At 71.0% G+C, this 14,941-nt stretch carries 14 protein-coding genes and 1 riboswitch; of the genes, 5 read left to right on the top strand and 9 right to left on the bottom strand.

Features of this window, described 5'->3' with window-relative positions:
* Nucleotides 1-16: 16 nt before the first annotated feature.
* The 3 genes from APR03_RS13305 to APR03_RS13295 are packed head-to-tail and all read right to left on the bottom strand — an operon-like array spanning nucleotide 17 to nucleotide 3,250.
* The gene (locus tag APR03_RS13305) at nucleotides 17-928 is read right to left on the bottom strand and encodes a carbohydrate ABC transporter permease (protein ID WP_253836304.1); all 912 of its coding nucleotides are present in this window, start codon (nucleotides 926-928) and stop codon (nucleotides 17-19) included.
* Nucleotide 929: 1 nt separating this feature from the next.
* Nucleotides 930-1,898: a carbohydrate ABC transporter permease gene (locus APR03_RS13300; RefSeq protein WP_253836303.1), complete on the bottom strand. Its 969-nt coding sequence runs from the start codon at nucleotides 1,896-1,898 to the stop codon at nucleotides 930-932.
* A gap of 14 nt (nucleotides 1,899-1,912) precedes the next feature.
* Entirely contained in the window at nucleotides 1,913-3,250 is a 1,338-nt protein-coding gene (locus APR03_RS13295) for an extracellular solute-binding protein (protein WP_253836302.1), read from the bottom strand.
* 167 nt (nucleotides 3,251-3,417) lie between these two features.
* Here APR03_RS13295 and APR03_RS13290 point away from each other — a divergent pair, with 167 nt between their 5' ends.
* The 4 genes from APR03_RS13290 to APR03_RS13275 all read left to right on the top strand — a co-directional run bounded on the left by APR03_RS13290 (nucleotide 3,418) and on the right by APR03_RS13275 (nucleotide 8,519).
* Nucleotides 3,418-4,455 (top strand): LacI family DNA-binding transcriptional regulator, encoded by a 1,038-nt coding sequence (locus tag APR03_RS13290; protein WP_253836301.1) that lies wholly within the window; start codon nucleotides 3,418-3,420, stop codon nucleotides 4,453-4,455.
* 118 nt (nucleotides 4,456-4,573) lie between these two features.
* Nucleotides 4,574-6,439 (top strand): glycoside hydrolase family 2 protein, encoded by a 1,866-nt coding sequence (locus APR03_RS13285; protein WP_253836300.1) that lies wholly within the window; start codon nucleotides 4,574-4,576, stop codon nucleotides 6,437-6,439.
* Nucleotides 6,440-6,576: 137 nt separating this feature from the next.
* Nucleotides 6,577-7,221, top strand: coding sequence for a lysophospholipid acyltransferase family protein (locus APR03_RS13280; RefSeq protein ID WP_253836298.1), 645 nt, complete (start codon nucleotides 6,577-6,579; stop codon nucleotides 7,219-7,221).
* A gap of 116 nt (nucleotides 7,222-7,337) precedes the next feature.
* Nucleotides 7,338-8,519, top strand: a complete 1,182-nt coding sequence (locus APR03_RS13275) for a golvesin C-terminal-like domain-containing protein (RefSeq protein WP_253836296.1) — start codon at nucleotides 7,338-7,340, stop codon at nucleotides 8,517-8,519.
* A 7-nt stretch (nucleotides 8,520-8,526) separates the two neighbouring features.
* Here the strand turns inward: APR03_RS13275 and APR03_RS13270 are convergent, their stop codons facing one another.
* The 5 genes from APR03_RS13270 to APR03_RS13250 form a co-directional block, all read right to left on the bottom strand.
* The gene (locus APR03_RS13270) at nucleotides 8,527-9,471 is read right to left on the bottom strand and encodes a methylenetetrahydrofolate reductase (protein ID WP_253836294.1); all 945 of its coding nucleotides are present in this window, start codon (nucleotides 9,469-9,471) and stop codon (nucleotides 8,527-8,529) included.
* Between the two features lie 4 nt (nucleotides 9,472-9,475).
* Nucleotides 9,476-9,588: riboswitch (SAM riboswitch) on the bottom strand.
* 94 nt (nucleotides 9,589-9,682) lie between these two features.
* Complete coding sequence (locus tag APR03_RS13265) at nucleotides 9,683-10,606, bottom strand: carbohydrate ABC transporter permease (RefSeq protein ID WP_253836292.1); 924 nt, start codon at nucleotides 10,604-10,606, stop codon at nucleotides 9,683-9,685.
* Nucleotides 10,606-11,481, bottom strand: a complete 876-nt coding sequence (locus tag APR03_RS13260) for a carbohydrate ABC transporter permease (protein WP_253836290.1) — start codon at nucleotides 11,479-11,481, stop codon at nucleotides 10,606-10,608. Before APR03_RS13260 ends, APR03_RS13265 begins: the two co-directional genes overlap by 1 nt.
* Before the next feature lie 13 nt (nucleotides 11,482-11,494).
* Nucleotides 11,495-12,742, bottom strand: coding sequence for an extracellular solute-binding protein (locus APR03_RS13255; RefSeq protein ID WP_253836288.1), 1,248 nt, complete (start codon nucleotides 12,740-12,742; stop codon nucleotides 11,495-11,497).
* Nucleotides 12,743-12,953: 211 nt separating this feature from the next.
* The gene (locus APR03_RS13250; RefSeq protein WP_253836286.1) at nucleotides 12,954-13,172 is read right to left on the bottom strand and encodes a hypothetical protein; all 219 of its coding nucleotides are present in this window, start codon (nucleotides 13,170-13,172) and stop codon (nucleotides 12,954-12,956) included.
* A gap of 439 nt (nucleotides 13,173-13,611) precedes the next feature.
* Between APR03_RS13250 and APR03_RS13245 the strand changes: the two genes are divergently transcribed.
* On the top strand, nucleotides 13,612-14,427 hold the full coding sequence (locus tag APR03_RS13245; RefSeq protein ID WP_253836285.1) for a 2-phosphosulfolactate phosphatase: 816 nt from the start codon (nucleotides 13,612-13,614) through the stop codon (nucleotides 14,425-14,427).
* Here APR03_RS13245 and APR03_RS13240 read toward each other — a convergent pair.
* Nucleotides 14,424-14,849, bottom strand: a complete 426-nt coding sequence (locus APR03_RS13240; RefSeq protein WP_253836282.1) for a (deoxy)nucleoside triphosphate pyrophosphohydrolase — start codon at nucleotides 14,847-14,849, stop codon at nucleotides 14,424-14,426. The two genes, APR03_RS13245 and APR03_RS13240, sit on opposite strands and share 4 nt — an antisense overlap.
* Nucleotides 14,850-14,941: the final 92 nt, after the last annotated feature.

Below are 14,941 nucleotides of genomic sequence, written 5' to 3'. Positions count from 1 at the left end.
CCTCGATTCTGACGGACTACTGCCCACCCATGCCTGTCGTCGCGACACCCTGCACGATGCGCCGCTGGAACAGCATGAACACGACGAGCAGCGGCAGGGCCGCGATCATGGCCGAGGCCATGTTCTGGGCGTACTGCACGCCGTAGGCGTCCTTCACGGTGGACAGGCCCACCGGCAGCGTCATGAACTGCGGGTCCGTCGTGATGATGAACGGCCAGAGGAAGTTGTTCCACGCACCGATGAACACGAAGATCGCGACGGCGACGAGGATCGACCGCGACAGCGGCAGCACGATGGTCCAGAACAGGCGCCACGGCCCGGCGCCGTCGATGCGGGCCGCGTCGAGCAGCTCGCTGGGGATCGCGTCGAAGAAGCGCTTGAGGATGAACACCATGACGGGCGCCACCACCTGCGGGAGCACGATGCCGGCGAACGTGTCGACGAGCCCGAGGAGCTGCATCTCGCGGAACAGCGGGACGATGAGGATCTGGCCCGGCATCATGATCGCGGCGAGGGTCAGCCACTGCATGAAGGCGCGGCCCCGGAACAGCGTCTGCGAGAACGCGAACGCCGCCATCGCGGAGATGAGCACGGTCAGCGCCGTGACCAGCACGGCGACCACCAGGCTGTTCCACATCCACAACGGGAGGTCGCTGGCGCCGAGCACCTTCTGGTAGGCCTCGACCGTCCAGCCCGTCGCGGGCATCAGCTGGGCGGGCAGCGCCGCCTCCGACTCGTGCTTGAAGCTCGTGATCGCACCCCAGACGATCGGCACGAGCCACGCGACGGCGATCACGGCGAGCGCGATCAGCGCACCCGCCCGGGCCCACGGCGACGGTCCGATCGTGAGCCTGGTGAGCGTGCGGTTCTCGGCACGCTCCTGCAGGGCCTTCGTCCGGCGGACGGCGGCGATGTCGGCGACGGCCATGTCAGGCCTCCTTCCGGGCCGGCAGCAGGCGCACCAGCGTGAACACGAGGATCAGGGCGAAGAACACGTACGAGATCGCCGACGCGTAGCCGAGGCGGTAGTTCGTGAAGCCCGTGTCGTAGATGTACTCCAGGATCGGCCGCGTGCTGCCGTTCGGGCCGCCGGCCGTGAGCATGTAGATCTGGTCGAACACCTTGAGCGAGGCCAGGAGCTGGAGCACCAGGATGACGCCGGTGATAGTGCGCAGCTGCGGCAGCGTGATGGAGAACAGGCGCCGCCAGCCGCCCGCGCCGTCGATGGTCGCCGCCTCGTACTGCTGCTGCGGTATCCCCTGCAGCGCGGCCAGGTAGAGCAGGAAGTTGAAGCCGACCGTCCACCACACGGTGACGCCGGCGATCGAGAACATCGCCACGTTCTCGTCCGTGAGCCAGCCGATGGGTTCGAGCCCGATGGCGGCGACCCACGCGTCCAGCAGGCCGATGTCCGGCTGGAACATCCAGTTGCTGAGGTGCCAGACGACGGCACTGGTCAGCAGGTACGGCGCGAAGAACGACATGCGCCAGACCCACTGCCCGGGCAGGCCCGTGTGCACGAGCAGGGCCATGATCAGCGCGACCAGCACGAGGGGGACGGTGCTGAGGACGGTGAACCACACCGTGTGCCACAGCGTCTCCCACACCTGGGGGTCGCGGAAGGCCTCCACGTAGTTGTCGAACCCGATGAACTCGCTGCCCGCACCGGTCAGGCTCTGGTTCGTGAAGCTCATCCAGAGGCCGTAGAGGGTCGGGACCACGAGGAAGAGTCCGGTGGCGACCGCGAACGGCGCCACGAACAGGTAGCCGGACCGGTCCTGCGCGCGCAGGGACGTGCCGGAGGTGCGGGTGCCCGTGCCGGGCGAGGCCGCAGGTGTCCGCCGGCGGGACGTCGCCCCACCGGGGACGGTGGTGACGTCGGCGTTCGAGACAGTCATCGTCGTCCTCTCGATCAGGCGGGGTTGGGCAGGGCGAGGAAGCGGTCCATCTCGGCGAGCATCCGGGTCACGGCCGTGCGGCCGGGGGCCTTGCCCGCGAGGGTGTCCGTCATGGCGTCGGCCATGCGGGTCTGGAAGTCGCTGCCGCCGCCGGTGAACCAGGCGTCGGGGTCGAAGACCGCGACCTCGGCGGCCGGTGCGTAGTCGCGCTGCGGCGTGAGCTCCTGGTACTCGGGCTCCTGCACGATGGGCTGGTACGCCGGGATGTGTCCGGCCGACGCCCAGGTCAGGCCCTGCTTGAGCAGCCCGGCCAGCACCCGGTAGGTCGCCTCGCGCGCCGCCGGGTCCGGGCTGCCCTGCTTGGGGAGCACGAACGCGTGGGAGTCGGCGTAGTTGGCAGGGGTGTCGAAGACCGCGGGGAACTGCGTGGCGCCGACGTCGGGGTTGGCGTCCCGGAACATCGGCAGGTCCCACTCGCCCGCGAACATGAGCCCGGTGCGGTTCGACATGAAGCGCGCGGCTGCGGCGTTCCCGTCCTGGTTCCTGGCGGCCACCGTGCCGTCGATCATCTCCTGGAGGAACTCGAACACCTCGGCCGCGGCCTCCTCGTCGAGGGCGGCGGGGCGGCCCGGCGTCAGCTCGTACTCGCCGCCGTTCTGCGAGTAGAGACCCCAGAACATGCGCCAGCAGCCGGCAGGGTCTCGCTGGTAGCCCCAGCCGACGCCGGTCTCACCGGTGACCTCTGCCATGGCCCGGCCGGCGGCCAGGAAGCCGTCGGTGCCGGAGACGGCGTCCAGGTCGAGCTTCCCGTCCGGTCCGGCCAGGCCGGCGTCCTGGACGATCGTGGGGTTGTGGAAGGCGATGTACGGGTGCGTGTCCAGCGGCAGGGCGTAGAGCTGACCGTCGTACTGGGCCTTCTGCCAGACCGCCGGGGCGAAGTCTGCCTCGGTGATGCCGAGGTCGGCGAGGGCGTCGAGGTCGAACGGCTCCAGCAGCCCGCCCGGCGCGTACCCGGCGAGCCGGGACATGTGCATGACGGCGGCCTCGGGCGGGCGTCCGCCGGACGACGCCATCGCGAGCTTCGTGTAGTACGGCGGTCCCCACGCCAGGGTGGTCGACTGCACGGCGATGTCCGGGTTCGCCGCGGCCACTGTGCCCACCATCTCCTGCATCAGCGCACCGTCACCCCCGGAGAAGAGGTCCCAGATCATGACGGACGTGCGTCCGGCGCCCGCTGCGCTGGGTGTCGCGCACCCGGCGAGGGCACCGCCCAGCGCCACGCCACCGGCACCGACGAGGGCCGCCTTGAGCACGTCGCGCCGGCTCAGCCCTCCCGAACTGCCCGCGCGCATGCGGGCTCTCGACCCGGACGCAAGGCTTCCTTGCCCTGCGACACCGCGTCCTCGAAACACGGTCATCTTCGACCTCCTATGGTGCAACGTTGCGCTCCAACGTTGGATCACGATGGACTAGGCTGCGCGTCTCGTCAAGGGGCGAAGGGGCGGAAGGAAGTGAAGGGTTGTCTGAACGAGCGAGCCGTCGAGTAGGCATCAAGGAGGTCGCCGCGGCGGCGGGGGTCTCCTGGAAGACCGTCTCCAACGTGGTGAACGGAACGGGCCGCGTCGGCGCCGCCACGCGGGAGCGCGTCGAGGCGGTCATCGCGGAGCTCGACTACCGGCCGAACCTCGCCGGCCGGCAGCTCCGCCGCGGTCGCACGAACACACTCGCCCTCGCCGTGCCGTGGGTGCACGCGCCCTACTTCTCGGTGCTGGCGCACGAGCTGATCGAGGTGGCGGGCACGCGCGGGTACCGCGTGCTCATCGAGGAGACGCGGTCCTCCCGCGACATCGAGCTCGAGGTGGCCCGCGGCTTCGACGTGCAGGCGATCGACGGCATCATCTTCTCGCCGCTGGAGCTCACACCGGCCCAGATCGACGAGGCCCGCGGCTCCCTGCCGCTGGTGCTCCTCGGCGAGCGCGCCGACCAGGACCCGGCGCGGGAACGTCGCACGGACCACGTGAGCATCGACAACGTGGCCGCGGCGGCGCAGGTCACGACGCACCTGCTGGAGGGCGGCCGGCGTCGGCTCGGCTTCCTCGGCGCGGAACCGCGCGGTGCGGGCCGCACGGGCGCGCAACGCGTCCAGGGCTTCCTGGACGCCCATGCCGCCGCCGAGGTGGACGTCGACGAGCGGTGGGTGCTCCAGGTGGACCAGTTCTCCCGCCCGGCGGGCGCCTCGACCATCGAGGCGGCCCTGCCCCGGATCGACCAGATCGACGGCCTCGTCTGCGCCAACGACGAGCTCGCCCTCGGAGCCCTGTACGCGCTGCGCCGCAACGGTGTCCGCGTGCCGGAGGACCTCGCCGTGACGGGGTGGGACAACACCGAGGACGGCCGGTACGCGAACCCCTCGCTCACCACGGTCGCGCCCGACCTGCGCGCCATCGCGGAGACCGCCGTGGACCGGGTGCTCACGCAGCTCGAGAAGCCGTCGGTCGAGCCCGTCGACGCGGTGGTGCCGCACCGCCTGCTGGTCCGGGAGAGCAGCCGGACCTGACCGCGCGGGCGCCGACACCGGCCCTCCGCCGGGGGCGACCCGGTGATACAACGTTGCATTCTTTGCCGAACCCGTGTTGAATCTCCGCGCACCTGTCGTAGACGCAACGGAGCAGCTGATGACCTTCCTCGACCGCTTCTCGCCCGCCGGCGCACCCACGGCCACGGCCGTGCCGCGCCCCGAGTACCCCCGCCCGCAGATGGCCCGCGACCGCTGGCTGAACCTGAACGGCACCTGGCAGTTCGAGATCGACTCGGGCGACTCCGGTCTCGAGCGCGGCCTGGTCGAGCGGCCGCTCCAGGGCGAGATCACCGTGCCCTTCGCCCCGGAGTCCCAGCTCTCCGGCATCGAGAACACCGACTTCCTCGAGGCGGTCTGGTACCGCCGCGAGGTGACCGTCCCGGCGGAGTGGTCCGACGTCGGCGAGGACCCGCACGTGCTGCTGCACTTCGGCGCGGTCGACCACGACACGACCGTGTGGGTCGACGGCACGGAGGTGGTGCGGCACCGCGGCGGCTTCACGCCGTTCACGGCAGACCTGCACGGGGTGGCGGGCCCGGGCGACACGGTCACCGTCGTCGTGCGGGCGCGGGACACGCGGCACGGGCCGCAGGCCCGCGGCAAGCAGAGCAACCGCTACGCCAACTTCGAGTGCAACTACACGCGCACCACGGGCATCTGGCAGACCGTGTGGCTCGAGCCGGTGCCCGCCGCGCACCTGCGCCGGCCGCGCATCACGCCGGACCTGTCGAGCTCGGCGTTCGACGTCGTGGTGCCACTGTCGGCGAACCGGCGCGGGCACACCGTCACCGTCACGGTGACCGACGAGGACGGCGAGGTGGGCAGCGCCACCGCGCGCGCCGACCTCGACCTGGCGCCGGCGCTGCGCGTCGTCGTCCCCGCCGACCGCGTGCGCACCTGGGGTCCCGAGGACCCGCACCTGTACGGCATCGACGTCGAGCTGCGGGACGCCGCGGGCGCCGTCGTCGACTCGGTGCGCTCGTACGGCGGGCTGCGGTCGGTGTCCATCGACGGCACGGCGATCAAGATCAACGGCGAGCACGTGTTCCAGCGGCTCGTGCTGGACCAGGGCTACTGGCCCGAGTCGCTCATGACGGCGCCCTCGGACGAGGCCCTCGCGCGCGACATCGAGCTGGGCCTCGCGGCGGGCTTCAACGGCGCTCGCCTGCACCAGAAGGTCTTCGAGGAGCGCTACCTGTTCCACGCGGACCGGCTGGGCTACCTGGTCTGGGGCGAGTTCGGCGACTGGGGCGTGAGCGGCTACGGAACGCCGGCGGACGGCCAGCGGCCGACGACGTCCTTCGTGGCCGAGTGGCTCGAGGCCCTGCACCGGGACTACTCGCACCCGTCGATCATCGGCTGGTGCCCGCTCAACGAGACGCACCAGGACCTGCACGACCGCATCACGCAGCTGGACGACGTGACCCGCGGCATGTGGCTGGCCACCAAGGTCGCCGACCCGACGCGGCCGGTGCTCGACGCCAGCGGCTACGCGCACCGCGTGCCGGAGACCGACGTCTGGGACTCGCACAACTACGAGCAGGACCCGGCGACGTTCGCGGAGCAGGTCGGCGGGCTCGCGGCGGGCACGCCGTTCGCGAACCGGCGCGACGACGGCACGCCGATCTCGCAGCCGTACAACGGGCAGCCGTACTTCGTCAGCGAGTACGGCGGCATCTGGTGGAACCCGGAGACCGCGGCGAGCGCCTCGGGCAGCTCCCCCGACTCTTGGGGCTACGGCCAGCGCGTGGCGGACGAGGACGAGTTCCACGCCCGGTTCGCGGGCCTGACGGACGCGCTGCTCGACGACCCGCTGATGTTCGGCTACTGCTACACGCAGCTCACCGACGTGTTCCAGGAGGAGAACGGCGTCTACCGGTTCGACCGGAGCGTCAAGCTCGACGTCGACCGCGTGCGGGCCGTGCAGGTGCGCCCCGCGGCGTTCGAGAAGCCCACGGACTGACTCCACCGCCCCGTGTCAGGCGTGCAGGTCACCGGGGTGACCTGCACGCCGGACACGGGGTCTTGTCGTTCTCTTTAGCCTTTTGTCCCGCATCACACCTCGTCCACAAGGCTGCTTGGGGGGTGCACAATAGGCCGGTGACGTACCGGTTCCTCAAGCTCATCCTCTCGCTCCTCGTGCTTGTGCTCCTGCGCCCGCGCGTCACAGGCCTGGACAACATCCCGAAGCAGGGTGCGGTGATCCTGGCGAGCAACCACCTGTCGTTCATCGACTCGCTGCTCATCCCGATCATGGCGCCGCGGCACGTGGCGTTCCTGGCCAAGGCTGAGTACTGGACCGGCAAGGGCATCAAGGGCCGGTTCTCCCGCTGGTTCTTCACCAAGATGGGCGACATCCCGGTGCAGCGCGACGACCCGCGGGCCGGGCAGCGCTCCCTGGAGGACGCGCTGGCGGTGCTGCAGCGCGGCGGCGCGTTCGGCATCTACCCGGAGGGCACGCGCTCGCGCGACGGCAAGCTGCACAAGGGCCACACGGGCGTCGCCTGGCTGGCGCTGACCGGCAAGGCCCCGGTGGTGCCGGTCGCGCTGCTGGGCACGGACAAGGTCAAGCCCATCGGCAAGATGCCGCGGCTCGCCCGCGTCGAGGTGCACTTCGGGGCGCCGATCGACCCGTCCCGGCAGATCGCCGCGGGGACCAAGCCCGCACAGGCCCGGCGCGAGCTCACGGAGCAGGTCATGCAGTCCATCCAGGCGATGAGCGGCCAGGAGCGCGCGGACACCTGACGGCCCGGCATCCCGTGCGGGGTATGCCCCGGATGTGATGTACCGGTGGGCTCGGCGGGCGGCCGATACTACGGATGAGATCGGCACGTATCCGTACCGAACCGTGGAGGCCCCTCGTGCACGAACACGTCCCCAGCTCCACCGACCACGACCACGACCACACCTCGTTCGGCCGGCGCGACCTGCTGCGCGGTGCCGTCGTCCTCGGCATCGGCGCCGCGGGCGCGACGATCGCGGCAGCCTCACCGGCCGCCGCGGCGCCCGGTGAGCCGCCGTCGCTCGCACCCGACCCCGACGCACCCGCCGACGCCCCGCCGGGTGCGCTGGCCGGCGTGGAGATCGCGGCGCCGACCATCGCGAGCTGCGCGACGTGGGGCGCGGCAGCCGCCCGGGGCACGATCGACACGGTCTCGACCAACCCGAACAAGATCCTGATCCACCACACGGCCTCGGCGAACGTCACCGACTACTCCCGAGCCGCCGGCTACCAGATCGCCCGCGACATCCAGCAGTGGCACTTCGCCAACGGCTGGGTGGACACCGGCCAGCACCTCACGGTGAGCCGCGGCGGCTACGTCATGGAGGGCCGGCACGGTTCGCTCTCCCGGCTGCAGAACGGCAGCGGCACGGTGGTGGGTGCGCACGCGCCCGGCCAGAACAGCCAGGCGATCGGCATCGAGAACCAGGGCACGTACACGAGCGCGACGCCGCCCGCCCAGCTCTGGAGCCGCCTGGTGGAGCTGTGCGCCTACATCTGCGACCAGTACGGCATCGCGCCCACGCAGATCTACGGCCACCGGGACTACACGGCCACGGCGTGCCCGGGGGACGTCCTGTACGCGATGCTGCCGCAGCTGCGGTCGGAGGTCGCGGCGGCCCTGGCGGGCACGAGCTGGTCCGTGGTCGTGGACAACACGTCGGCGGGCTTCTCGGCCGGCTCGTCGTGGCTCACGTCGTCCTTCTCGGGCGAGCGGTACGGCGCCGACTACCGCTACGCGACGCCGGCCGAGGTGAGCGACCTGGCCACGTACTCGGCCACGATCCCCTCCAGCGGCTCCTACCGGGTGGAGGCCTGGTTCCCCGGGATCGCGGGCTACAACACGTCCACGCCGTTCATCGTGCACACCGGCACGGGCTCGTCCACCGTCCGGGTGGACCAGTCCACGGGCGGCGGCACCTGGCTCTCGCTCGGCACGTACGCGATGACGGCGGGCACCCGCACGGTGGTCGCCGTCAGCCGCTGGACCCAGGGCACCGCCTACGTCGTGGCGGACGCGATCCGCATCACCCGGCTCTGAACCGCCCTCAGGCGGCCGCCCGGCCCGACAGGCCCGTCCGGGCCAGCAGGTCCAGGGCCGGGCGGTGCTTGTTGAACGTGTACACGTGCAGCCCGGGCGCGCCGGCGTCGAGCACCTCGCGGGCCAGCGCCGCGGAGTACTCGATGCCGTGCGCGTGCTGGGCCTCGGTGTCCACGGCACCGTCGGGTGCCACGAGCCGGTCGAGCTCCCGGAGCAGGGCGGCGGGCGCGGCCACGCCCGTGAGCTCCTCGACGCGGCGCAGCCGGCGGGCCTCCGTCGTCGGCAGGATGCCGGCGAGGATCGGGATGGTCACGCCAGCGGCGCGGGCCGCCTCGACGAAGCCGGTGTAGGACTCGGCCCGGTAGAAGAACTGGGTGATCGCGAAGCTCGCGCCCGCCTCCTGCTTCTCCAGGAGCCGGTGCACCTCCTGCTCGCGCGTGGTGCCGGCGCCGGCGTTCCCGTCCGGGAACGTCGCGACGGCGATGGCCAGCGGGTGGGCCGCGGAGCGCAGCGCGGCGCTGGCGTCGGCGGCACACCGGCGCTCGTCCACCTGGCGCAGCAGCCGGACGAGGTCGACGCTGGACCGCACACCGTCCTCGGGCGGCGTCCAGTGCGGCTCGTCGCGCGGCGGGTCGCCCCGCAGGGCCAGGAACGATCGCACGCCCGCCTCGAGGAACTCGTCGATCACCTCGGACACGTCCTCGCGGGACGCGCCCACGCAGGTCAGGTGTGCCACCGGCAGCACGGGCGTGCCGCGCAGCAGCGTGGCGAGCACCTCGCGCGACGTCGCCCGGTCGCCCCCGCCCGCGCCGTACGTGACGGAGACGAAGTCCGGCCGGGCCGCCACGAGCTGCTCCGCGGTCTCCCAGAAGCGGGGCGCGACGTCGGGCCGGCGCGGCGGCATCAGCTCGAACGAGACCGTCGGGCGGTGCGGGTGTACCTCGGCGACCATGGCTGCTCCATCGAACCTGGCGTGAGCACCTTGCCTCGTCGTGCCGCACATGCGGCAGCAGCAGGCAGGTTGCTGCGGTGTCAGGGAGCCAGGACTCTCGACCGCTCTGGATGGGGTTCGCCCCCATCGTAGGCGACCGTCCAGCACTGGGACAGATTTCGTCCGGCGGTCGAGACGGCCCGGTCCACGCCGTGCGGACCGGGCCGCCGCGTCACTTCACCGACCCCGCCACCAGGCCGCCGACCAGCCGCTTCTCGATGGCCATGAACAGGATCACGACGGGCACGATGGCCACGATCGACACCCCGAACACGTAGTGCCAGGACGTCTCGTACTGGCCCACGAACTTCGTCAGCGCCACCGAAAGGGGCTGGTTGCCCGCCGTCGTGAGCAGCACGAGCGAGGCCGCGAACTCGTTCCAGGACGCGACGAACGTGAACACGACCGCCGTCACGATGCCCGGCCAGACCAGCGGGAGGTTGATCTTGGTGAGCACGGCGAACGTGCCCGCGCCGTCGAGCTGCGCCGCCTCGTCCACCTCCTTCGGGATGCCCGCGAAGAAGCTGTGCATGATCCAGACCGCGAACGACAGGTTGAACGCCGCGTTGACCAGGATCATCGCGAGCCACGTGTCGAGGATGCCCACGGCGATGAACTCGCGGAACAGACCCGAGGTCAGCACCGCGGGCTGCACCATCTGCGTCACGATCACGAGGAACAGGAAGACCAGCCGCCCCCGGAACCGGAAACGCGCCGTGTAGTAGGCGGCCGGCAGCGCGACGGCGAGCACGAGGAGCGTCGCGCACAGCGAGATCACCAGGGTGGAGATCAGGTTCTGCAGCAGCGGCGTCTCGGGCGTCGACCACATCGTGACGTAGTTGTCCCAGTGCCACTCCCGCGGGAAGTAGGTGGGATCGACCGACCTGATCTCGGCCTTGGTCTTCACCGAGCCGAAGAACATGATCAGGTACGGCAGCAGGAACACCACCAGCACCACGAGCCCGGCCAGCAGCCGCAGCAGCAGGGAGCCGAGCGGTACCTGGTCAGCGGTGTACCTCCGCACCCGCCGCCCGTCGTCCGACGGCGGACGGGTCGCCTTGCGCGGCGGCGTCGCCGTCTGCGTGATCGCGGCCATCAGACCTCCTCCAGCGGGCGGACCATCCGGACGTAGACCGCCACGATGACGACGACCACGAGGAACGCGATGACGGACAGCGCGCTCGCCAGGTCGATCTGCCGCTGGTTCTGCATGTACTTGAAGATCATGGTCATCACGGTGTCGGCGTCGTACCCCGGGATGGACCCGGTCATGACGCGCAGGATCGGCAGCGAGTTGAACACGTTGATGATGTTGATCAGCACCGCCACCGAGATGGCTCCACGGAGCTGGGGCAGCACCACGCTGAAGTACGTGCGCACACCGTTCGCCCCGTCGATCCGCGCCGCCTCGACGGTCTCGCCGGGCACCGTCTGCAGGCCCGCCAGGATCGTGTAGGTGGTGAACGGCAGCGACACGAACACCGCGACCACCATGGCCCACGCGAAGGCGGTGCCCGCGTGCCGGGTCCAGCCGTAGCCCTCGGGCGTGTCGATCAGGCCGACGTCCACGAGGAACGAGTTGATGATGCCGAAGTACGGCTCCAGCCCGTAGTGCACCACCAGGGTGGTCATCACGACGCTGGAGGCCCACGGCACGATGACGGCCATGCGCACCAGGCGCCGGCCGGGGAACGCCTTGTTCAGCAGCGCCGCCAGGGCGAGCGACCCCAGCAGGGTGCACGCGACCACGACGACCACCCACACCACGGTGCGTCCGAGGATCGGCCAGAAGGCCTCGAACCCCAGCACGGTGGCGAAGTTGTCGAGCCCGACGCCGCCCTTGTCCACGCCGCTCTGGCTGATGTCACGGGTCGAGTTGTAGAACATCAGGCCCACCGGGAACAGGACCACGGTCGCGATGAGCGCGACCGCGGGCCCGATCCACGGCAGGGCCTTGAGCAGGTCCTTCACGACAGTCGTCCGATCAGCCCTGGTCGACCCGGTCCTGGATCTCCGCCAGGACGTCCGCAGCGGACTTCTTGCTGTCGAGCTGGCCGAAGAGCGCCTTGAACGCGGAGTCCGTGGCGGCCCAGTCCGGGTTGGTGGTCGGGTAGAACTGCGCGTCGGGCAGCACCTCGAGGAACGGCGCGAGCGACTCCTCGCCGGCCAGCTCCTCCGAACCGGACAGCGTGGTGGGCAGGAAGCCCTCGGCCTGGACCCACGGCACGTAGACGTCGGCGGTGTAGAAGTAGTCGAAGAAGGCGGTGATGGCCTCCTGCTTGTCGCCGTCGTTCTGGAACGCCATGAGGTGGTCCGCCACGCCCAGCGTGAACGGCGAGCCGTCCTCGGTGGGGATCGGGTGGATCGAGTACTCCAGGTCGGGGTTGTCCGACTCGATCTGGCCGACGCTCGGCGGCAGGCCGACCTGCATGCCGACCTTGCCCTGGACGAAGATGTCGAACAGCGGGCTGCGGTCCGTCGCACCCGCGTCGGCCTGGGTGGCGCCCTCGTCGATCATCGTCTTGATGAACTCGGCGCCGGCCAGGTTCTCCGGGGTGTCGACCGTGATGGCGTCGGCGTCACCGAACGAACCACCGCCGCCCCACAGCCACACGGCCGCCTCGGCCTGGGCCTCCTCGGAACCGAGCGGCATGCCGTAGCCGGCCACGCCGCCGCCGAGCTCCGAGACCTTCTTCGCGGACTCGAGCAGCTCGTCCCACGTCGCGGGAACCTCGGCGCCCGCCTCCTCCAGCAGCGCGTCGTTCACGAACAGCGCGCGGGCCGACGCGATGAATGGCAGACCGTAGGTGGTGCCGCCCACCTGGGCGTTCTCCAGGAACGTGGGCTGGAAGTCGGCGTAGGTCTCCTCAGAGGTGACCTCCTCGACCGGGTAGAGCAGCTCGTCCTCGGCGAAGCCCGCGAACGGACCGCCGTTGTAGATGTCGGGTGCGTCGCCGCCCTGGATCTTGGTCGCGATGACCGACTCGAGGTTGTCCCACGACTCGACCTGGAGGTTCACCGTGATGTCAGGGTTCTCCTCCTCGAACCCGGCGATCACGTCGTTCCACAGGCCCTGGGTGGCGTCGGAGTAGCTGGGGACGAGCAGGTCGATCGTGGTCGCGCCACCGCCCTCCTCCCCCGATGACGACCCGCCGAACCCGCAGGCTGTGAGTCCCGTTGCCGTGGCCAGCGTGATCGCCATGATCCCGCCGAACCTCTTGTACTGGGCCATGACCGTCCCTCTCCTTCGTGGTGGTGCTGGTCACGTTTTCACTAGGCCGCGTAATCTGTCAATGGTTCTAACAAACCTGTGACCTCCGGGTGACACGGCGGTCACAGGGGCGGTCCGGGGCCGGCTCAGGGCAGCGAAAAAGGGCCGCAGCGCACGGCTGCGGCCCTCTTCGGAAGGGTGTGGGAAGCGCGCCCGGGGTCAGCGCTCGGGGTCAGCGCTCGGTGGCGCCGATCATGGGCAGGCCGAACGAGAGGCCGACCGTCAGGATCCCGCCCACGAACAGGAAGGGCGACGACGCCCCGGTGTCGGACGAACCGATCCCGATCAGGACGAGCCCGGCCAGGAACAGCGCGAAGCACACGATCACGCGGACCAGCAGGGTCGCCGTGGGCTCCTGCTTCTGCCTACGGGCCACCTCGAAGTTGCTCATGGGCCAAATCTACCGTCCGGCGCGTGTCCACGAGACGGAGGGACGGCGACCGCGCCGGGGGTGACTTCTGCGGCGTTCTCGACGTGCGAGTCCGCTCCAGGTGCGCTAGTAGCGGCGGCGCCTCGGAGAGCTCAGCGAGCGCGCCCACCAGCCGTGTCGGGGCGGGCACCGCCGGTCCGGTCTCGGCACCAGGATCGGTTCGCCTCGCACCCAGACCAGCATCGCTGCAGGTCAGAGGGACGCCCGGTAACGCGGGCCACGCCCAGGGCGGCCGCCTGGACCAGCCGCACAGGCCCGTCCGAGGTCGTCGGGCCACGTCCGGTGGTCGGCACCCACTGGACGGGCCCCCGCCGACCGAGGTGTGAAAAGTACCCGAACCGCAACCGTTGTTCGCTGAGCGCGAACAAGGGGCGCGTCCGGGTGACACTACGATGCGGACGTGGCAAACACGTCCCCTGCCTTCGACCAGCGTCCCGCCCGTGTACGCACGGACTGGGGCATCTCCGGCGCACTCGCCCTCACCGCCACGGATGCGCGCGCGTCGCTCGTGGTCGTCGTGGACGTGCTCTCCTTCTCGACCACCGTCACCGTCGCCTGTGAACAGGGAGCGGGGGTCTACCCGTTCCCGTACCACGATCCCGCCGGCGCGGCCCGGCTGGCCCGCACCATGCGCGCCGCGCTGGCGGGTCCGCGGTGGGAGGACGGCATCAGCATCTCGCCCGCGTCGCTGCAGGACCTCGACGCCGAGCGCCTGGTGCTCCCGTCGCCGGGCGCCGCACAGATCTGCCACACGATCGCGAACCGCGGCGCCCTCATCGTCACGGGTAGCCTCCGCAACGCGAAGGCCGTGGCCGGTCTGGCGGCCGCGCACCTCGACGCGTCCGAGCGGCACGACGTCGTGCTGGTCCCCGTGGGCGAGCGGTGGCCGGACGACACGCTGCGGCCCGCGCTCGAGGACCACCTCGCCGTGGGGGCCATCGCGGCGCGCCTCACGTCGATGCTGCCCGGCGTCAGCATCTCCCCCGAGACGGCCGCTACCGCGACGCTCTGGAAGGGCACCAAGGACGTGGTCGACTTCGTGGGCGGCTCCGCGAGCGGCCGCGAGCTGCTCGACTCCGGGTTTGCCGACGACGTCACGATCGCCACCGACCTGGACGCCACCGACGTGGTGCCCGTGCTCATGGACGGCGCGTTCGTGCCGCTGGGCCACCGGGCTGCCGCGGCCCGCAACCGGGTGCAGGCCGCGGCCCGTTAGGACCGCTGGAACGAGCGGGACAGCGCGGCGACGATCTCCACGTCGCCGTCCAGCCACGGCACGTCGTCCAGCTCGCCGGCACCGAGCCAGCGCAGCTCGTCATGGTCCTCCAGCGGGGTCGGGTCGCCCTCCCGCAGGGTGGCGAACCAGACCCGCATGCGGTGGACGGGCGTGATCGGCCAGCCCTCGCCGTCCGACGCCGGGAGCTCCGCGCCCAGCGTCACCGTCACGCCGAGCTCCTCCGCGAGTTCGCGGTGCAGCGCGGCGAGCCGGTCCTCGCCCGGCTCCACCTTGCCGCCCGGCAGCTCCCAGCGGCCGGCGAGAGCCGGCGGCGCCGAACGGCGTGCGGCGAGCAGCCGGGTGGGGTGGTCGAGGTCGTCCACGATCGCCGCGGCGACCACGTCGATGCGCGTCTCCTGCATGCCGAGCAGTCTCCCACCCGGCCCTCCTGCCCGACCCCGGACACAGGACGACGACGGCACCTCTGGGGAGGGCGCCGTCGTCGTGGACCTGC

The organism is Promicromonospora thailandica (assembly GCF_024171955.1).
Lineage (GTDB): Bacteria > Actinomycetota > Actinomycetes > Actinomycetales > Cellulomonadaceae > Promicromonospora > Promicromonospora thailandica.
This window is presented reverse-complemented; position numbering and strand designations above follow the sequence as displayed.